Below are 18,661 nucleotides of genomic sequence, written 5' to 3' on the forward strand. Positions count from 1 at the left end.
AAATTATTATAATTTAGTATTGATTTTAAATAGTAAAATGATATAATTTGGGAATCAAATAGATTAAGAGGTGATCAAATGAGTAACCAAAAGAAACCATTAACAACCAGTACCGGAGCACCAGTGGGGGATAATCAAAATTCCATGACTGCCGGATCTCGTGGTCCTACACTTATCCAAGATGTCCATCTCCTTGAAAAATTGGCCCATTTTAATCGCGAGCGGGTACCTGAAAGGGTTGTTCATGCGAAGGGTACGGGGGCACATGGCTATTTTGAAGTCACCAATGATATGTCCAAATATACAAAAGCAAAGCTTTTTAATGGTAGCGGAAAACGAACCCCGATGTTCATTCGCTTCTCTACGGTTGCAGGTGAATTAGGCTCTGCCGATACCGTTCGCGATCCGCGCGGCTTTGCGGTGAAGTTTTATACGGAAGAAGGAAATTATGATTTAGTGGGGAATAATACACCCATTTTCTTTATTCGTGATGCTATTAAATTTCCTGATTTTATCCATACCCAAAAGCGTCATCCGCAAACCCATTTAAAAAACCCAACGGCCATTTGGGATTTCTGGTCGCACTCACCTGAATCTCTTCATCAAGTAACCTATTTAATGGGCGATCGTGGAATTCCAGCGACATTGCGTCATATGAACGGCTACGGCAGCCATACATTCAAATGGGTGAATGCAGAGGGTGAGGCAGTCTGGGTTAAATATCACTTTAAAACCGAACAAGGTGTCAAAAACATGAGCAATGAGGTTGCGGCAAAACTGGCGGGGGAAAATCCGGATTATCATACGGAAGATTTATTTAACGCGATTGAAAAGGGCGATTTCCCAGCATGGAAGCTTTATGTTCAAATCATGCCGTTTGAGGACGCCAATACGTATCGTTTTGATCCATTTGATGTGACCAAGGTGTGGTCCCATAAGGATTATCCGCTTGTCGAAGTCGGGCGTATGGTATTAAATCGCAATCCTGAAAATTATTTTGCTGAAGTGGAGCAGGCCACATTTTCACCTGGAACAATGGTGCCTGGTGTCGAGGCTTCGCCGGATAAAATGCTTCAAGGCCGCATTTTTGCCTATTCGGATGCCCATCGTTATCGGGTTGGTCCGAACCACAACCTGCTGCCAATCAATCGTCCTAAGGCAGAGGTAAACAATTACCAGCGGGACGGGGCCATGCGCTCTGACACCAATGGCGGAGGGTCCGTCTATTATGAGCCAAATAGCTTTGGGGGTCCAAAGGAAGCACCGGAAGTAAAACAAACAGCCTTTCAAGTATCAGGTGTTGCTGAGAGTACTTCTTATAATCATCATGATCATTACACACAAGCAGGTGACCTTTATCGGTTAATGGATAAAGAAGAGCAGGGCCGCCTTGTTGAAAATATCGTGGGGGCAATGAAGCCTGTTGAAAGTGAGACAATCAAGCTGCGTCAAATCGAGCATTTCTTAAAAGCCGATCAGGAGTTTGGCCAACGGGTTGCCAAGGGGCTGGGTTTAGCCATTCCTCAAGGAGTCAAGTAAATGGAAAGAGCCGTTCATTTTCCGTGAACGGCTCTTTTTATCGGTGTCAGAGACCCGGCATATGAAAATAAAAAGCATCCGAAAATAACGATCATACTTCCAACTAATTCAGCCCATGACAGCTTCTCACTTAAAATAAAGAAGGCAAGTATAGCTGTGAAAATAGGATTAAAGTTTAAAAACATACCAGAATGGGTTGCCCCCACTTTTTGAACCCCGGTATTCCATAAAACCATGCAAACAACTGTTGAAATAACACCGGTATAGAGAAGGGAGCTTAAAAAGGAATAATTGAAATTGGTTATTTGAAAACTCGGCAGGTTAAAGGGAAGCAGCGACAGCACCCCAAAGATCCCTGAGTAAAAAGTAGCCAGCATCGGCGACATTTTTTTCATAACCCATTTGCTGCAAACAGAATAAAGCCCCCATGAAATAACAGCCGCAATCATCCACAAATCACCCGTGTTAAAATTCAACTCCAGGATGTGACTCATTTCACCTTTAGAAAGGACAATTAATACGCCGATAAAGGAAACAAACATTGATGCGATTTGAAGCACTCTTAATTTTTCCTGCAGGATTAAGGTAGAAAAGATCGCAATGGAAATGGGATTTAAAGTCGAGATTAATCCGACATTGGTCGCCGTTGTTTTGGCCAAGGCTAAGAATTGAAAAATATTAAATAATATGACCCCCGTTAATCCCATTAAAAATAGTGGAAGGATCGTCTCTTTTTCCGGGAGCAGTTTCTTTTCCTTTTTTAAAACAAATGGCAGCAGGACAATCGTGGCAATTCCCCATCTTAATGTGGTAATCGTCATGGGAGAGGCATGACCTACCAAGAACTTCCCAAACACAAAATTACCGCCCCAGAGGAAGCTGGTTAGCAACAATAAAAAAACATATAAACCTGGCATGGAATGCCCTTCTTTCTGAATTGTATTAAAATATAGTATTATCTTAGCAGAAAAAAGGGATTTATAGTTTAATATTTTGTGTTATTGTAAATATAACGAATAATATTATGATTTTGGTGGTTTTTGAAAAATATTATTAATATTTTAATTAATAAAATGTGTTGGTTCAATTAATTATTCACCAATATAAATTCAGAAAAGAGGAACGTATGATGTTTGATTCATCGATTTTAAAAACATTGGATAATTTGGACCGGGCCATCTTGGATATCCTTCAAAATGAAGCCCAGGTCACGAATGCTGAGCTTGCGCGCCGTGTAAATCTTTCTCCGCCGGCAACCCATGCAAGGGTAAAACGATTGGAATCGGAAGGATTAATCAACAGACAAGTAGCTATTTTAAATCATCAGAAGCTTGGATTTGATTTGCTTTGTTTTATTTTTGTCAGTACAAATATACATCAAAAAGAACAGCTTGAAATTTTAGAAACGGCCATGAATAGGATGCCTGAAGTTATGGAGTGCCATTGTTTAACGGGTGAGTACGATTATTTATTAAAAGTCGCAAACCGAAATCGAGAAGAACTGGAGCAGTTTATTCGCAAGCTAAATTTGCTTCCAGGTGTGAATCGAATTCAGACAAGCTTATCATTAAGAGAGATTAAATATACAACCGCATTGCCGATTAATGAATGATAGAAGTGAATAAGAGCGGCCTTTATGGCCGAACAGGCACAAAAAACCACTTCTAGGGAAAATGTAAATTTTGTTAATCTTCGCCCAAAGACCAAAAACTCTTTTTTTATGCAGGATTTTCGGTGATAAATTCAGAATTATAAAAATAAGATGTTTGTAAAAGGGGGAGATCGCTTGGACATTCAAGTTGTAGAAAAAGAAGAATTAAGGGTTGTGGGCATTTCCTGGAATGGGACCTATTCACAAACAAGTACGATTCCGGAACTATTTGTAGAAATGAAACAGCGTCTTGAAGAGGTGGCAAATAAAACAGATGAACCTGTACTAATTGCTCCTTTTCACAGCAGAGAGACAGAATTCACCTATTTTGTAACGGCACCCGTAAAGAAGATTGAGAGTGTACCTGAGGGAATGGTTGGTTTTACGATTCCAGCAAAAAATTATGTTTTTGCCACTCATCGAGGAGGCCCGGAAGAGGTCGAAAATACATATCTGCAAATGATCAAATGGATGAAGGAGTACGGCTATGAACAAGATTTTCAAGCATTAAGCCTGGAGGTCTATAAGGAAGAAAGTAATCAGCAAAACTCCACAGGGAACCTCCATTATGAAATCTATTTACCCGTTAAAAAGTACGATTGGCGATAAATTCAAACGATTTTTGACAATTAACTCTGAAAATACTATTCACTAAATTTATATTGTAAAATTGAACTATGGAGGAGAACCTTTCCTCCATCCATTTTACTATTATTTTGTGAAAATATGAGCAAAATTTAAAGATAAATAAGGTGAATAGCATGGACAAAAAAAGAGTGGTCATCATTGGTGGGGGAATTGCCGGATTGTCGGCAGCCTATTATTTGCAAAAAAAGGGCCTCCCTATTGAAATCAAGTTAATTGAAGCAAGCCCGCGACTTGGCGGAGTTATTCAAACAATTAAAAAGGATGGCTTTGTAATTGAGAAGGGGCCGGATTCGATTGTCGCTACGAAAAAGTGCGGGCTAGAGTTGATTGAAGAGTTGGGATTGAAGAATCAGGTCATCTATAATCAGTCAGGGAAATCTTATATCCTGGCAAATGGTAAATTCCATTCGATGCCGGAAGGAGCCTATATGGGCATCCCGACCAGAGTGACGCCATTTGCAGTTTCCGGATTATTTACGTTGAAGGGAAAACTGCGAGCAGCGGCTGATTTTATTTTACCAAAAGGGAAGAAACAAACAGACCAATCATTAGGCTTCTTTTTTCGCAGAAGATTAGGGAAGGAAGTCGTTGAAAACCTTATTGAACCACTGCTTTCCGGCATCTACTCCGGAGATATTGATGATTTAAGCCTAATGGCTTTGTTTCCAAATTTTTATCATATGGAGCAAAACCATCGAAGTCTTGTCGCTGGGTTAAAACGTACCTTTCCAAAAAGACCAAAGCAGTCTAAAAAACATACAGCCAAAAAAGGGATGTTTCTCTCTCTGAAAGGTGGACTTGAAACGCTTGTAAAATCTTTGGAACAACGATTACTTGAAGGAACCGTTTTAAAAGAAACCGCTGTGGAAAGAATTGCTCGAACCGAAAATAGCTATTTGCTCCATTTATCCAATGGGGTGGTGGATAGGGCGGACAGTGTGATCATTGCCACCGATCATTTTCATGCCCAGCAAATGCTTCGAGATTATTCCTTTATGGGTGGCTATAAACAGATGCCTGCCAATTCAGTGGCAAATGTTGCGCTTGTCTTTCCTAAATCAGTTATCAAGCGGGATTTCGACGGATCGGGCTTCATTGTCTCGAGAAACAGCGAACATCGCATTACGGCCTGCACTTGGGTCCATAAAAAGTGGCCAGGGTCAACTCCTGAAGGGAAAATACTGCTCCGCTGCTTCCTTGGAAAACCAAACGACCAAGAGATCGTGGATTTATCAGACGAGGAAATCGTAAAGCTTGCTCTTAATGATTTAAATAAAACGATGAACATAACCGAAAAACCGGATGATTACGTTATTTCCAGATTTAAAAAGACCATGCCGCAATATTCAGTTGGTCATCTGGAAAGATTGGCCCGCGTCAACGCGGAGCTGGGCAGGGAGCTTCCCGGGGTATTCTTAGCAGGAGGATCCTATGAAGGAGTGGGAATCCCGGATTGTATCGAACAGGGAAAAAAGACAGCGGAAAAAGTCTCCGCTATTTATGGAGCTAATGAAAATAATTTGCAAGAAACATTATTCTGAAGTAAGATTAAATCAATAAAAATTTTAATAAAGGAGGCTGTTCCATTACAAAGGGTAAGATTCCCTTATGGGACATCCTCGCCTTCGGGGTCAGGTGAAATTCCTAACCGGCGGTGATGAAGCGAATAGCTTCTTAGTCCGTGACCCGGTTAACGTTAAGTTAAACGGTGGATCTGGTGAAACTCCAGGGCCGACAGTTAAAGTCTGGATGGGAGAAGGAAAAAATCAGGATTATTAAAGGGACAATTGTACCCATTTTTAAGCCTTTCTTTCCTATTGCCTTTAAAAGAGACCCTTAAGCGTTACTTGCTTAAGGGTTTTTTATTTTCAATTTTAAAGGAGAAAGACACTATGTTTACAGGAATTATTGAAGAAATAGGCAGAATCTCAACTATTCAACGGTCGGGGGAAACCTTTGTATTGACGATAGAGGCGGGAAAAATTCTTGAGGATGTACACCTTGGTGATAGCATCGCGGTAAATGGAGTATGTTTAACGGTTACTTCATTTTCGGGCAAAGGATTTACCGTCGATGTGATGCCTGAAACCGTAAAGGCAACAAGCCTGAATCATATTAACCGGGGTTCAAAGGTTAACCTGGAAAGGGCAATGGCTGCCGGCGGCCGATTTGGCGGGCATTTTGTTTCCGGTCATATCGATGGCACGGGTGTAATCAAAAGTAAAAAGCCGTTTGAAAATGCCATTTATTACGAAATTGAAGCGAATCAAGAAATGCTAAATTACGTAATCTTAAAGGGCTCCATTGCGGTAGATGGGACAAGTTTAACCGTTTTTGGCAAAACTGAGTCAAGTTTTACGATTTCCCTTATTCCCCATACATTATCAGAAACCATCCTGGGTTTGAAGGGACAGGGTGAAGTCGTCAATTTGGAATGTGATATGATTGGAAAATATGTCGGCCATTTTTTAACAGGTCTTAAAGGGAACCAAAAGGAAAAAGGAATTTCCCTTTCATTTTTAGAAGAAAACGGATTCGTATAAAACAAAGGAGTGAGAAGATTGTTTAATACCATTGAAGAGGCTATTCATGAATTAAAACAAGGGAATGTCGTCATCGTATGTGATGACGAGGATAGAGAAAATGAAGGTGATTTCATCGCCTTAGCAGAAAAAGCAACGCCAGATGTCATTAATTTGATGGCTACCCATGGAAGAGGGTTAATATGTGTTCCAATTGAAGAGGAGCTAGCTCAAAAACTGAATTTATGGCCAATGGTAGCGAAAAATACAGATGCCCATGGAACAGCTTTTACCGTCAGCATTGATCATAAATTTACATCAACAGGAATTTCGGCTTTCGAGCGTTCCGCAACCGTTTTAAGCATGCTCGATCCGGAAGCAAAACCAGACGATTTTAAAAGACCCGGGCATATTTTTCCTTTGATCGCTAAAAAAGGCGGTGTATTAAGGAGAACAGGCCATACGGAAGCGGCTGTCGATTTAGCCAATTTATGCGGGGCAAAGCCTGCTGGCGTGATTTGCGAAATTATGAATGAGGATGGGTCTATGGCACGAGTTCCTCAATTGCGGAAAATTGCTGATGAATTAAACCTGAAAATGATTACAATAAAAGACCTGATTGAATATCGCAATAAAAAGGACCGGCTGGTCAAACGGGAAGTGGAAATCACACTGCCTACAGAATTTGGCACTTTTAAAGCAATCGGGTATACAAATTTTGTAGACCAAAAAGAGCATGTCGCATTAGTGAAAGGGGAAATTGATCCCGAAAAACCAACTCTCGTCAGAGTACATTCGGAATGTTTAACGGGTGATGTTTTTGGCTCCTATCGCTGTGATTGCGGCCCGCAGCTTCATGCAGCCCTTAAGCAGATTGAGCAAGAGGGTAACGGAGTCCTATTATACATGCGCCAGGAAGGGCGGGGCATTGGCCTATTAAATAAACTAAGAGCCTACAAGCTCCAGGAAGAGGGTTACGATACAGTCGAAGCGAATGAGATGCTAGGCTTTGGTGCTGATTTAAGGGAATACGGGATCGGTGCTCAAATATTAAAGGATTTAGGCATTACGAAAATGAAGCTTCTAACGAATAATCCTCGAAAAATTAAGGGTTTAAAAGGCTATGACCTTGAGGTGGTGGAGCGGGTTCCGCTTCAAATGGAATTGAGAAGAGAGAATGAAAACTATTTAAAAACAAAACATGACAAGCTGGGACATCTTTTACATTATTAAACATAAATGGAGGATCAAATGATGGGACATATTTTTGAAGGCAATTTAGTTGGAACAGGGTTAAAAATAGGGATTGTAGTTGGGCGGTTTAATGAATTTATTACTGGTAAATTACTTAGCGGTGCCCAAGATGCCTTGAAGAGGCATGGGGTTGATGAAGCGGACGTTGATGTGGCTTGGGTACCAGGGGCATTTGAAATTCCGTTAGTTGCTCAAAAAATGGCGAAAAGTAAAAAGTATGACGCAGTTATTACTCTCGGGACTGTTATTCGGGGATCTACCCCTCATTTTGATTATGTTTGTAATGAGGCGGCGAAAGGCGTTTCCGCAACAGCCTTAAATAGTGGTATACCAGTCATTTTTGGGGTACTTACCACCGATTCCATTGAGCAGGCTATTGAACGGGCCGGAACAAAGGCTGGCAATAAAGGCTGGGATGCGGCGACGGCAGCAATCGAAATGGCTAATCTTTTCAGAAGTATCGAGCAATAAGATATGGATTTATGAAGCAAACCAATAGGCAAACTATTTTCTGTTTGCCTATTTCAATTATCAACTACTTTTTTTATAAATCTATACAAATAAAAAAATATATATAATAATAGAGATAACATAAAAAAATGAAAGAACAGGTGCTAAAATCTTGAAAGAGATTGTAGCTTAAAAGGGAAGTTGGTGTAATACCAACGCGGTCCCGCCACTGTAAATGGGAGCAACCTATAATATGTCACTGTCAAAATAGATGGGAAGACATAGGAAGCCATGACCATGAGCCAGGAAACCTGCCTGTTTTTAAACACCTGCAGCCTACGGGGATAGGAGAGTGTTAAGCATTTAAACGTAAGCATTGCGTTTTTTCTTAACATTACATAACACCCTCCTCCAATTTGGGGGATTTTTTTATGGGAAATTTTAAAAGGGGAGACAGACATGAAGAGCAGAAAATCAAATTTATGGATGGCAGCAATACTTTTGTTTGCATTATTAACAAGCGGATTCCAAATTCCAGCATTTGCAGCAATAGAGGGGCAACAAGGGACGGTTTCCGTTTTTGGAACCGATGAAGCAGCACCATTACTGCCTGAAAAGACCATTCAATTAGGAGATAAAGAAACCGCTACGGAAGCATTGGAAAGTGCAGTTGGGAAAGAAAATGTGGAATATTCTCATTCTACCTACGGTGATATGGTGACGGCGATCAGCGGATTAAAGGCAGAAGGAACCAATTATTGGGCTTTCTATGTGAATGGAGTAGCCGCACAAATGGGGGCCGATACATACATTGTCCAGAATGGTGACAAAATCAGTTTCCGTTATACGGACTGGACGAAGCCTCCGCAAAGCAGCGTGTCCATTAAAGTGGTAGATGATAAGCAAAACATAATGAATAATTTATCAGGGATTACCATTATTGGGCATCCTACCGCTTTGCAGCTTTTGCAGACTGCCCTTGGGCCTGATAAGGTAGGGTTAACAGATACCCAATACGGAAAAATGATAACTTCGATCAACGGAATGAAAGCAGAAGGCACCAATTATTGGGCATTTTATATTAATGGAAAAATGGCACCGGTTGGAGCAGACAGCTATCAGCTACAGTCGAATGATCAAATCAGTTTTCAGTTCGAATCCTGGCAGGCTCCCGGTGATAATGGAAATAATGGAGATAATGGAGATAATGGGAATGACAAGCCAGTCGTTCAACCAATTTCCAATGTGACAGTAAATAAAGCAATCAGCTCTGTCGATGGATACGTCATGAAAGAGAAAATAGGTGAATGGGAAGCTATTGCCTTGAAACAAACAGGCAGAAAGATTCCTGCCAGCTATCTGCAAAATGTGAAAAAGCAAATGATCCAGAATCAAGGTCAATTTCATAAAATCACCGATACGGAAAGATATGTTCTTGGAATTCTTGCAGCCGGTGGGGACCCCACGAATATTGAAGGTTATAATCTAGTGAAGGAAATATATAATGGAAACGTGACCAAACAAGGTTTAATCGGTGTTGCCTATGCGCTAATTGCGCTTGACAGCGCGCACTTTCAAATCCCGGCATCTGCTGTTTGGACGAGAGAAAAGCTGGAAAACTATTTGCTTGAAAAACAAAACAAAGACGGCGGCTGGGCCTGGGATGAAAGCAGCACAAGCGATATTGATACAACGGCGATGATCTTATCAGCATTTGCTCCATATAAAAACCAAGCGAACATGAAAGTAAAAATAGATAAAGCCGTTCAATATTTATCGAAGCAATACCTTGGCCATAAAATCAACAATAGTACGACTGCTTCCCAAGTAGTCATCGCCCTTTCAAGTTTGGGGATTAATGCCAGTGAAGGCTTATTTGCGGATAGCAAGTCAAACCTGCTCCAATATTTATTATCCTTCCAAAATAAAGACGGCGGATTTGGCTGGAAAAGCGGGGATTCAAGTGACCCGGTATCGTCTACTCAAGGGTTCCAGGCATTAGCAGCCTACCTGCTTTATACGAAAGGAAGCGGTTCATTGTATCAGTTGCCGCTCTTGAAACAGGCTCCGGTCAATGAGCAGGCGGCTCCAGCCACAAACATTAAAAATGGTCATTCTTTACCGGACACGGCAAGCAACGCAGAGAATCTTCTCCTTTTAGGGGCAGTGTTCATCCTGATCGGGATGGCAGCATTCTTTTTGTTTAATAGGAGGAAATCAGCTTGAGGCGATTTTTAACATTAATGATCACCATCCTGCTTTCGGTAAGTCTAGCGGGGTGTGGTGGTACATCAGCGAGTTCCACAGGCCAAGCCAAAAAGGATACAAAGCCCGTAGTGATAGCGGTCCAAAAGGATACTAGTAAAAGCCCGACCGTTCCTGTACAGCCAAAAGCAAAATCTACGGCAATTCCGGCTGTGAAAAAAGAAAGTACAAAAATCAATGAGCCAAAAAAAGCAGTTATAACCGAAAAGAAAACAAATACTGCTGAAAAACAAAAAACAGTAACAACAATAAAACCTGCAGTAAAACCTGCAGTAAAACCTGTAGTAAAACCTAATAGCCAGACATCCGGAGCAAAGCCCGTAACAAAAACACCTGTTCAGAAGCCGATTTCGACCGTTACCATTTCGATTGTAGGTCCGAAAGATCATCGAAATATTCTCGCTGCCGAAAAAGTAAGCTTTCAGGACGGAGATACAATTTATGATATTCTCATGCAAGCTGCCAAAAAACACGGGATCCAGGTTGATTCCCGTGGCAGCGGCGCAACCGCTTATGTAGAGGGAATCGATAATATTTATGAGTTTGACTACGGTGTCAAGAGCGGCTGGATTTTTAAGCAAAACGGTAGCAGTTTGACAAGAAGTGTCGGGGTTATGAAAGTCAAAGCAGGGGACAGTATTCAATGCCTATACACGGAATAAGCGATAGAAGCATGGGATTTCGTTTTGAACGGTTACACCCGCTGGTTACTTTTCTTTACTATGTGGGGAGTGTCGCCCTTATGATTCTTATGCTTCATCCGGTTTTCTTGGTTTCGGGGTTCGTCATGATATTGATGATGAACCTCCTCCACGATCGGTTTCAGGGACTTCGGCACTGGCTTGTTTTCATTTTTTCAACCTTTTTGCTAATGGTGATCCTGAATCCTCTTTTTAATGAGAGAGGGCGTCATGTTTTATTTGAAATCCACCAGCATCGCTTCACATTGGAAGCGATTACCTATGGAGGAATGAATGCAATGGCGATTATCGCCATTATTGTCCTCTTTATTTCCTATAACATTGTGATGACGCCAAATAAATTGTTATTTTTATTTACAAAATTTTTACCGCAGTTTGCCGTCCTCTTAATGCTGACGCTCCGGTTTATCCCGTTAATGAGACGAAGATTGGAGGAGATTTCAGTTATACAAAAAAGTAAGGGACTCTCGGTAACTCAGGGACAATGGAAATACCGGGCAAGAAACGCGATGCTTTTTGTCCAGGCACTATTAACTTATTCCCTGGAAGAAGCCATCCAAACGGCAGATTCCATGAAAGCGCGGGGGTACGGTTCCCATCAGCGCTCAAGCTATGAGCATTTTACTTTTCGAAGCGGCGATTTGCTGGCAGGTATCTATTTGCTGATTTTGTTTACGCTGATTATTTACGGGAGAGCTTTTGGCTTTGGATTTTTGCAAATTTATCCGGTCATGGAATCTTGGCATTTATCTGTGATGGATGTTCAAACACTTATCTTTTATTTATTATTTATAAGCTTTCCATTATTTGTTGAAGCAGGGGGGATGCTTAGATGGCGATTATTCAATTAAATGATGTTTCCTTTACCTACCCAGACTGTTCAGATCCAGCCATCAGGAATCTTTCCCTTGAAATAAAGAAGGGACAGTTTGTCGTCCTGTTCGGTGCATCCGGTTCAGGCAAAAGCACCCTTCTCCACTTATTAAAAAACGAGATTCGCCCGCACGGAAATCTGACAGGTGACATTTTGATAAAAGGGGAATCAAGTGGGATAGGATTTGTTTTTCAAGATCCGGAAAATCAAGTGGTTGCAGATGATGTGCTGCACGAAATGGTTTTTGGTCTCGAAAACATTGGTCTGTCTCCGAGTGAAATGAGAAGCCGGGTCGCGGAAATGGTTCATTTTTTTGGTGCAGAATCCTTGCTCCACAGAAAAACCCATGAGCTTTCCGGCGGGAGAAAGCAACAGATAAATTTAGCTTCTATCCTCTTGATGCAGCCGGATATATTGTTATTGGATGAACCAACCGCCCAATTGGACCCGGTTAGTTCAAGAGAATTTTTAGATATGCTGAAACGGCTGAACGAGGAATTTGGAATGACGATTATTTTGGCCGAGCACCGACTCGATGAAGTGTTTACCATGGCAGATCAAATTGTCATGATGGAAAAAGGACAGGTTCTTTTAAGCGGCGAACCTAGGAAAGTACTTGAAAAGGTTTGGAATTCTCCAAATCAAGCCTTTGTGCCAAGCATCCCGGCGCTATTTTTTAGTATGGGAGGCAACGGGGATGTTCCCTTAACCGTAAAAGAAGGAAGAAACTGGGTTCAGCAAGCGGCACCACAAATAGTTGAGAAAAATGTATCTTTGAATCCAAGAAATTGTGGTGAGGTATGGCTGAAGGCCAAGAAGGTACAATTTCGCTACGATAAGAAATCCGAATTCATCTTAAATGAGCTCGACCTTTCATTAAACAAAGGGGATTTTTACGCTTTGCTCGGCGGAAACGGGTCAGGAAAGTCCACTTTATTAAAAGTGCTGGCGGGGTTGGTGAAACCGGAAAGCGGCCGGATTTTTTATGAAAATAAACCTTTGAAAAAAATCAATCTCCCGAAAACAATCGGGTATTTGCCGCAAAATCCAAAGCTATTTTTCATTCAGGATACGGTAGGAAAAGAAATGGAAGTCATAATGGAGCAGTGGGGCATTCTTCGAGATGATAGAGTAAAACAGCTTTTGGTAGATTTGGGCATCGATCAATTGCTTGAAATCCATCCATATGATTTAAGCGGCGGGGAGCTTCAAAAGGCGGCGATGGCTTGTTTATTACTAAGAAAACCGGAAATTCTTCTTTTAGATGAACCGACAAAAGGGTTGGATCCCATTTCTAAAGAGAATCTCGCTAAAATTCTTGGCAAACTGAATGCTGAAGGAATCACCATTTTTATGTCTACTCATGACGTAGAATTTGCTGCCCAATATGCAACGACATGCGGCATGATGTTCCAGGGGAAGATTACAGCAGAAGGAGCACCAGAAAGCTTTTTCAAAGGCAATTTCTTTTATACAACCATGGTTCAGCGGCTTTTCCGGGAAACCTCCGTGATCACAAAAGAGGAGGCACTAGGAAGATGCGTTTTAATCGAGTCTTAATGAAAGTTATCTTATTTTTCCTTGTTGTTGGGGTATTATTGACCTCTTTTTGGTGGGAAGATCAATATTTACTCTTGAGCTTTGGAATGGTAATTTTGATATTTGGACTATTTTTGATTCGTTTTGAAGGAAGAAAGGTCGATCCACGAGAATTGGTCCTGCTTGCCGTTTTGGCGTCCATTGCCGCTGTTGGCCGGATTCCGTTTGCCAGTATTCCGAGCGTGCAGCCGACGACATTTGTCATCATGATGGCCGGTTTGGTATTCGGGGCTGAAAGCGGCTTTATTATTGGAGCTGTGGCGGCCCTTGCTTCCAATATGATCCTTGGTCAAGGTCCGTGGACACCGTGGCAAATGGCGGCATGGGGACTTGTTGGTTTTACAGCAGGGCTTTTAAAGAATACGAAACTGTTGCAGTGGAAGTGGGGAAGGCTTCTCTTCGGGTTGATCTGGGGCTTTTTATTTGGCTGGATTATGAACATCTGGGGCTTACTTTCCATGGTACAGTCGGGTACGCCGCTAAACATGAACACAATCGTTCCTTATTTTGCTGGAAGTGCCTTATTCGATTCCATGCATGCTGTTTCAAATGTTTTCTTTCTCCTGGTATTCGGTAATGCCTGGCTGAAAATATTGACTCGTTTTCAGAGGAAATATGGATTGTTGGAAAAATAAAACCTCCTGTTCAGCAAGAGCAGGAGGTTTTATTCATTATTATTGTCTAAAGTTTTTGAGCTTTTCGACGACTGCATTCACCGCTTGTCCAAAATTGTAAAGGGCTTGGTCCAGTCCTTTTTTCCAGACCGGTGCATTTTCCTGAATCGTTTTACTAAGTTTTGCCGCGTTTGCATTCAATTCCTGTTTCAATTTCTCTGCCTGCTGCTGCAAATTGATCTTTGATTGCTCTTTGCCGGCCATCTGGTCATTAACTGAGATTACATCAAAGTTTTGCTTAGGAACATAAGGTAGTGAGGACTTCATCATCTCTTTAAAAATCCGTGCCACAACGGATGAGCTTGGACTTGTCAAATAATGCTGCCGGTCAGTCTGATCAAAGCCGAGCCAAATCGCGCCGACCAGGTTAGGTGTATAACCAACCATCCACTGATCCTTCGTACCAGTCCCTCCAAACGGAAGCTGGGTAGACCCGGTTTTTCCGGCAATTTGAACTCCAGGTATATTTGCGCGTTTTCCTGTTCCGGACTCTACGACATTCAAAAGCATGGAGGTCATTTCATCCGTAACAGCTTTCGAAGTCACATTTGTTTTTTCCTGCTTATGTGCCACAATAATATTTCCTGTCGGTCCGACAATTTTGGTAATCAAATGACTGTCATAGCGAGATCCGCCATTTGCGAAGGTTGAAAACGCATCGGCCATTTGCACGGGGGAAACCCCTCTGCTCATTCCCCCCAGGGCAATCGCTAAATTTTTATCGGCATTTTCAACGGGAATGCCAAACCGATTTAGAGAATTTAACCCTTTATCAAGACCGATTTTATCAAGCAGCCAGACAGCAGGGACATTTAGCGATTCTTCCAGTGCCTTATACATTGGCACCTGTCCGCTGAAAGTCTTTGAAAAATTCTCCGGCTTGTAATTTCCGAATGACAGCGGCTTGTCGACTAATTCAGATGAGTAATGGTATCCATTTTCAAGGGCAGGGGTATAGACGACAAGTGGCTTGATCGAAGAACCAGGCTGTGCCTTTAACTGTGTCGCCCGGTTATAGCCGCGAAACGTATTCTCACCCCGTCCGCCGACAAGTGCGCGGACTCCTCCGGAAGCAGGGTCCATTAAAACCGAACCGCTTTGAGCCAATTTACCACCCATACTACTAGGAAACAGATAATCCATGTTGTAAACATTTTCTAAGCCGGCTTGCATGTTTTGGTCCATTTCCGTGTAAATCCGATAGCCTCGAGTAAGAATTTCATCCTGCGTTAATCCATAACGATAGATGGCCTCGTTCATGACAGCATCGACATAATATGGATATTTTCGATTGATATAGCTTCCGCCGCCATTATGAAGAACAATTTTTTCATTAATCGCCTCATTATATTGGGCGGAGGTAATCATATTCAGCTCTTTCATCTTGGCCAAAACAACATTTCTTCGTTTGATCGCCAAATCATAATTTTTATAAGGGTCAAGATAATCAGGTGCATGCAGTAATCCGGCTAAAAGGGCGGCCTCACTGATGGAAACATTTTTTATATCCGTATTAAAATATTTCTTTGAGGCGTTTCCAATTCCCCAGGCCCCGCTGCCAAAATAAACTTGATTTAAATACATCTGGAGAATTTGATCTTTTGTATAAACCTTCTCGATTTTCACAGCTAAAAATATTTCTTCCGCTTTCCGCTTAATGGTTTGCTCCGGTGAAAGTAATGCATTTTTCACCAGCTGCTGAGTTAGAGTACTCCCGCCCCCCGTTATTCGGCCAGCAAAGATATCACCAAAAAAGGCGCGGGCTATTCCTCTAATATCAAAGCCCCCGTGCTGATAAAAGCGTTCATCCTCAATGGCCACCACAGCATTCGGCACGTATTTCGGCAATTCGGCTATTTTTACACCTTTCGTTCGATTAGTGGAAACATAGGTGGCAATCTTACCGTTTTTGTCATAGACGACAGTAGGCTGGCTGAGTCCCTGCTGCAAGGATTGGACATTAGTGCGATAGGCAAGCCAGCCGAAATAAAGGATTGCCCCTAAAATAGTGACAAGAACCACTAATAAAATAATTTGTGTTAAATGTGCTTTTTTCCATAAATGTTTGAATTTTTCCCAATAGGGCTGCAATTTTTCCCAATAGGGCTGCAACTTTTCCATTATATCACCTAACTTTCATAAGGAATTTTTGCTTCATCCATTATAAGTTTTCTTGCAACAAAAGACCAATAAAAGCATTTTTGTGAAAAAAGATTCATTCCAATGATAATTGTGGACAATCCTTATTTGCCCAAGCATATGTTATAAAAAGCAATTATTTTATAGGAGGGGACAGGCGTATGATTAACTGGAAGGTCCGTTTGAAAAACAAGCATTGGGTTGTCTCATTTGTTTCTCATCTTTTGATTGTGGCCGAAATGGTGATAGCCGGATTGAATTCAATGGGGGTCGTTCATTTCCAATTAACCGGTGCCATGCAAAACTCGATTTTAACGTTCATAAATGCGGTGTTTGTTTTGCTTTCGTTGCTGGGAATTGTCCAGGATCCCACCACCAAAGGATATGGGGACAGTGATACAGCTTTAAAATACGAGGACCCAAAATAAATGGACAGCGAAAAGAAATATGTATTTACCCGAAAATATTTTATGAAGCCTGATACGGAGGATATCGGGATTGTATCCATTAACGAACCCTTTGTTATGAAGGATTTTTCAAAGCAGGATTGGACCTTCATTGAAAAAGTGTTTCCGGGCTTGATCGGAACCAGCCGTAAAAAAACATTGGATATGGGGACGACGAAACTTCACTTTGTACAAGACCCCCACAAGGATTTATCTGTGGAATTACATGCAAAATTAATTTTATTAATCGGCTAAGAGGCTCCTAAAAAGGGTCTCTTTCTATTTTTTTTGGAAAAGGCCAAAAATTCTTTACTTTCTCCCAACATATTGGTTTACTAAATAAGGAAACTATCGAAGTGAGGAATTTTATGAATCATATCAAAAATTACATCGGTCAATTCCATACAATTGTTTGGGTATTGTTAATCGGTACCGTTTTATCAAGAGGTGCCGCCTTTATGACACTCCCGTTCCTATCCATCTATTTATCAAGGCATTTGGACCTACCGCCGGTGATTATCGGATTAACGGTCGGGATGAGCCCGTTAATGGGGACAATCGGGGGCTTTATCGGCGGGCATTTATCGGACCGGTTTGGCCGCAAACGGGTCATGATGGTTGCAGTGTTCACTTTGGCGTTTGTTTATTATGGATTTACGATTGCCAACAGCCAAGGCTGGTTTATTCTCTTAAATGCCTTAAACGGTCTTTGCAATTCCTTCTTTGAACCAACCTCTCAGGCGCTGATGGCAGATGTAACGGATAAGAAAAATCGCATGAAAGCCTATTCGCTGCGCTATACGGCAATAAATGTTGGTGCTTCTGTCGGACCATTGGTTGGCGCATATTTAGCAACGACATCAGCCAAGCTTTCATTCGCAATTACTGGGTCTACCTATTTGCTTTATGCCATCATTTTATTGTACTTTATGCAAAAACTTGTGATCCCACAGCAGGAGCAGCGTAAAAAAACGGTGTCGTTCGGTGATGCATTTCGAATTGTTAAGACCGATAAAGCATTAAGATACTTAATTTTAGGCATTATCCTAGTCAACATGGGCTATGTTCAACTAGATTCGAATTTGCCACAGCACCTGCAAGCGACGATGAGTAATGGTGTTGTCATATTTTCTGTGTTACTTTCCATCAATGCGATTTCAGTGGTCATCCTGCAAATGCCAATCAGCCATTTTGCAGAAAAATATACGCCGATGCAAGTGATGGTATTGGGTGCAGTCTTAATGGCTGCAGGATTACTTTGTTTTAGTTTTGTAAATGGATGGACCATTGCAATATTTGCGATTATCCTTCTGACTTTAGGTGAAATTTTAATATTTCCTTCCAACAGTCTGATGATTGATACGCTTGCCCCTGACCATATGCGGGGTACCTATTTTGGAGCAGGGGGTTTTAGAAAAATTGGGAACTTTCTGGGACCCATTTTGGGCGGTTATCTTTTCAGTCATTTCCATGGACAAATCATGTTATGGATCATTAGTTTAGTGACACTTGGCAGTATTTTCTTTTTCACGAAGGGGAACAAAGTGTATGTAAAAGCGAGAGTACCGTCTGTTGAAAAATCACTATCATAAAGAAAAGTCAAAGGGGAGAATGCCATTAATTACTGGATGGATTCTCCTCTTTTTTCTTTTTCAAAAAGGAAAGCAAGATTTTTAATAAAAAGAAGAGGATAAAAAGTAAAACAATCACATATTCTGCTGGTTCCATGACCCGAAATGGGTTCAGTGCTTTCCAAAAAACAATTCTCGGTTCCGTGCCTAAAATTAAGTCGAGTGAAATAATTAACGTTAATAATAGAAAGGCCAATAAAAATGTAATTAGGAGTATTTTCATCCATTCACCTTCTAATGGAAATTAAGATTAGTGTTAGAATCCTTT

General features: G+C 41.4%; 18 protein-coding genes and 2 riboswitches. Of the genes, 15 read left to right on the top strand and 3 right to left on the bottom strand.

The annotated features are described in order from the left end of the window. Window positions 1–78: 78 nt before the first annotated feature. The gene (katA, locus tag ACZ5XR_RS09805; RefSeq protein WP_464501469.1) at window positions 79–1,539 is read left to right on the top strand and encodes a catalase KatA; all 1,461 of its coding nucleotides are present in this window, start codon (window positions 79–81) and stop codon (window positions 1,537–1,539) included. Between the two features lie 14 nt (window positions 1,540–1,553). Here katA and ACZ5XR_RS09810 read toward each other — a convergent pair whose 3' ends face one another. Continuing rightward, on the bottom strand, window positions 1,554–2,456 hold the full coding sequence (locus ACZ5XR_RS09810) for a DMT family transporter (RefSeq protein WP_464501470.1): 903 nt from the start codon (window positions 2,454–2,456) through the stop codon (window positions 1,554–1,556). 209 nt (window positions 2,457–2,665) lie between these two features. Here ACZ5XR_RS09810 and ACZ5XR_RS09815 point away from each other — a divergent pair, with 209 nt between their 5' ends. The 11 genes from ACZ5XR_RS09815 (at window position 2,666) to ACZ5XR_RS09865 (ending at window position 14,138) form a co-directional block, all read left to right on the top strand. Then, the gene (locus tag ACZ5XR_RS09815; protein ID WP_464501471.1) at window positions 2,666–3,151 is read left to right on the top strand and encodes an Lrp/AsnC family transcriptional regulator; all 486 of its coding nucleotides are present in this window, start codon (window positions 2,666–2,668) and stop codon (window positions 3,149–3,151) included. Between the two features lie 174 nt (window positions 3,152–3,325). Beyond that, a complete protein-coding gene (locus ACZ5XR_RS09820) occupies window positions 3,326–3,799 on the top strand; it encodes a GyrI-like domain-containing protein (RefSeq protein ID WP_464501472.1) in 474 nt (157 codons plus the stop codon). A gap of 152 nt (window positions 3,800–3,951) precedes the next feature. Further along, entirely contained in the window at window positions 3,952–5,379 is a 1,428-nt protein-coding gene (gene hemY / locus ACZ5XR_RS09825; RefSeq protein ID WP_464501473.1) for a protoporphyrinogen oxidase, read from the top strand. 76 nt (window positions 5,380–5,455) lie between these two features. Continuing rightward, window positions 5,456–5,603: riboswitch (FMN riboswitch) on the top strand. 127 nt (window positions 5,604–5,730) lie between these two features. Further along, the gene (gene ribE / locus ACZ5XR_RS09830) at window positions 5,731–6,381 is read left to right on the top strand and encodes a riboflavin synthase (RefSeq protein ID WP_464501474.1); all 651 of its coding nucleotides are present in this window, start codon (window positions 5,731–5,733) and stop codon (window positions 6,379–6,381) included. 18 nt (window positions 6,382–6,399) lie between these two features. Beyond that, window positions 6,400–7,593 (top strand): bifunctional 3,4-dihydroxy-2-butanone-4-phosphate synthase/GTP cyclohydrolase II, encoded by a 1,194-nt coding sequence (locus ACZ5XR_RS09835; RefSeq protein WP_464501475.1) that lies wholly within the window; start codon window positions 6,400–6,402, stop codon window positions 7,591–7,593. Window positions 7,594–7,614: 21 nt separating this feature from the next. Continuing rightward, complete coding sequence (ribH, locus tag ACZ5XR_RS09840; protein ID WP_464502279.1) at window positions 7,615–8,085, top strand: 6,7-dimethyl-8-ribityllumazine synthase; 471 nt, start codon at window positions 7,615–7,617, stop codon at window positions 8,083–8,085. Window positions 8,086–8,206: 121 nt separating this feature from the next. After that, window positions 8,207–8,397, top strand: a riboswitch (cobalamin riboswitch). A 126-nt stretch (window positions 8,398–8,523) separates the two neighbouring features. Further along, the gene (locus ACZ5XR_RS09845; RefSeq protein ID WP_464501476.1) at window positions 8,524–10,290 is read left to right on the top strand and encodes a DUF4430 domain-containing protein; all 1,767 of its coding nucleotides are present in this window, start codon (window positions 8,524–8,526) and stop codon (window positions 10,288–10,290) included. Next, a complete protein-coding gene (locus ACZ5XR_RS09850; protein ID WP_464501477.1) occupies window positions 10,287–10,991 on the top strand; it encodes a DUF4430 domain-containing protein in 705 nt (234 codons plus the stop codon). Before ACZ5XR_RS09845 ends, ACZ5XR_RS09850 begins: the two co-directional genes overlap by 4 nt. Beyond that, window positions 10,973–11,881 (top strand): energy-coupling factor transporter transmembrane component T, encoded by a 909-nt coding sequence (locus ACZ5XR_RS09855; RefSeq protein ID WP_464501478.1) that lies wholly within the window; start codon window positions 10,973–10,975, stop codon window positions 11,879–11,881. The genes ACZ5XR_RS09850 and ACZ5XR_RS09855 overlap by 19 nt, the downstream gene beginning before the upstream one ends. Beyond that, on the top strand, window positions 11,863–13,464 hold the full coding sequence (locus ACZ5XR_RS09860) for an ABC transporter ATP-binding protein (protein ID WP_464501479.1): 1,602 nt from the start codon (window positions 11,863–11,865) through the stop codon (window positions 13,462–13,464). Before ACZ5XR_RS09855 ends, ACZ5XR_RS09860 begins: the two co-directional genes overlap by 19 nt. Further along, a complete protein-coding gene (locus tag ACZ5XR_RS09865; protein WP_464501480.1) occupies window positions 13,443–14,138 on the top strand; it encodes an ECF transporter S component in 696 nt (231 codons plus the stop codon). The genes ACZ5XR_RS09860 and ACZ5XR_RS09865 overlap by 22 nt, the downstream gene beginning before the upstream one ends. 39 nt (window positions 14,139–14,177) lie before the next feature. On the opposite strand, the gene ACZ5XR_RS09870 is transcribed toward ACZ5XR_RS09865, so the two are convergent. After that, window positions 14,178–16,298, bottom strand: coding sequence for a transglycosylase domain-containing protein (locus ACZ5XR_RS09870; RefSeq protein WP_464501481.1), 2,121 nt, complete (start codon window positions 16,296–16,298; stop codon window positions 14,178–14,180). Window positions 16,299–16,477: 179 nt separating this feature from the next. Between ACZ5XR_RS09870 and ACZ5XR_RS09875 the strand changes: the two genes are divergently transcribed. The 3 genes from ACZ5XR_RS09875 (at window position 16,478) to ACZ5XR_RS09885 (ending at window position 18,354) form a co-directional block, all read left to right on the top strand. Continuing rightward, window positions 16,478–16,744, top strand: a complete 267-nt coding sequence (locus ACZ5XR_RS09875; protein ID WP_464501482.1) for a phage holin — start codon at window positions 16,478–16,480, stop codon at window positions 16,742–16,744. Next, window positions 16,745–17,017 (top strand): hypothetical protein, encoded by a 273-nt coding sequence (locus ACZ5XR_RS09880; RefSeq protein WP_464501483.1) that lies wholly within the window; start codon window positions 16,745–16,747, stop codon window positions 17,015–17,017. 113 nt (window positions 17,018–17,130) lie between these two features. After that, entirely contained in the window at window positions 17,131–18,354 is a 1,224-nt protein-coding gene (locus ACZ5XR_RS09885) for an MDR family MFS transporter (RefSeq protein WP_464501484.1), read from the top strand. A 25-nt stretch (window positions 18,355–18,379) separates the two neighbouring features. Here ACZ5XR_RS09885 and ACZ5XR_RS09890 read toward each other — a convergent pair whose 3' ends face one another. Beyond that, the gene (locus ACZ5XR_RS09890; RefSeq protein ID WP_464501485.1) at window positions 18,380–18,616 is read right to left on the bottom strand and encodes a hypothetical protein; all 237 of its coding nucleotides are present in this window, start codon (window positions 18,614–18,616) and stop codon (window positions 18,380–18,382) included. Window positions 18,617–18,661 lie beyond the last annotated feature (45 nt).

It is taken from the genome of Neobacillus sp. Fa239 (assembly GCF_055395235.1).

Excerpts from the sequence above, each read along its gene's own strand:
- katA (WP_464501469.1), top strand. The coding sequence starts at position 79 with ATGAGTAACCAAAAGAAACCATTAACAACCAGTACCGGAGCACCAGTG.
- ACZ5XR_RS09810 (WP_464501470.1), bottom strand. The coding sequence starts at position 2,456 with ATGCCAGGTTTATATGTTTTTTTATTGTTGCTAACCAGCTTCCTCTGG.
- ACZ5XR_RS09815 (WP_464501471.1), top strand. The coding sequence starts at position 2,666 with ATGATGTTTGATTCATCGATTTTAAAAACATTGGATAATTTGGACCGG.
- hemY (WP_464501473.1), top strand. The coding sequence starts at position 3,952 with ATGGACAAAAAAAGAGTGGTCATCATTGGTGGGGGAATTGCCGGATTG.
- ribE (WP_464501474.1), top strand. The coding sequence starts at position 5,731 with ATGTTTACAGGAATTATTGAAGAAATAGGCAGAATCTCAACTATTCAA.
- ribH (WP_464502279.1), top strand. The coding sequence starts at position 7,615 with ATGGGACATATTTTTGAAGGCAATTTAGTTGGAACAGGGTTAAAAATA.
- ACZ5XR_RS09845 (WP_464501476.1), top strand. The coding sequence starts at position 8,524 with ATGAAGAGCAGAAAATCAAATTTATGGATGGCAGCAATACTTTTGTTT.
- ACZ5XR_RS09855 (WP_464501478.1), top strand. The coding sequence starts at position 10,973 with ATGCCTATACACGGAATAAGCGATAGAAGCATGGGATTTCGTTTTGAA.
- ACZ5XR_RS09860 (WP_464501479.1), top strand. The coding sequence starts at position 11,863 with ATGGCGATTATTCAATTAAATGATGTTTCCTTTACCTACCCAGACTGT.
- ACZ5XR_RS09865 (WP_464501480.1), top strand. The coding sequence starts at position 13,443 with ATGCGTTTTAATCGAGTCTTAATGAAAGTTATCTTATTTTTCCTTGTT.
- ACZ5XR_RS09870 (WP_464501481.1), bottom strand. The coding sequence starts at position 16,298 with ATGGAAAAGTTGCAGCCCTATTGGGAAAAATTGCAGCCCTATTGGGAA.
- ACZ5XR_RS09875 (WP_464501482.1), top strand. The coding sequence starts at position 16,478 with ATGATTAACTGGAAGGTCCGTTTGAAAAACAAGCATTGGGTTGTCTCA.
- ACZ5XR_RS09880 (WP_464501483.1), top strand. The coding sequence starts at position 16,745 with ATGGACAGCGAAAAGAAATATGTATTTACCCGAAAATATTTTATGAAG.
- ACZ5XR_RS09885 (WP_464501484.1), top strand. The coding sequence starts at position 17,131 with ATGAATCATATCAAAAATTACATCGGTCAATTCCATACAATTGTTTGG.
- ACZ5XR_RS09890 (WP_464501485.1), bottom strand. The coding sequence starts at position 18,616 with ATGAAAATACTCCTAATTACATTTTTATTGGCCTTTCTATTATTAACG.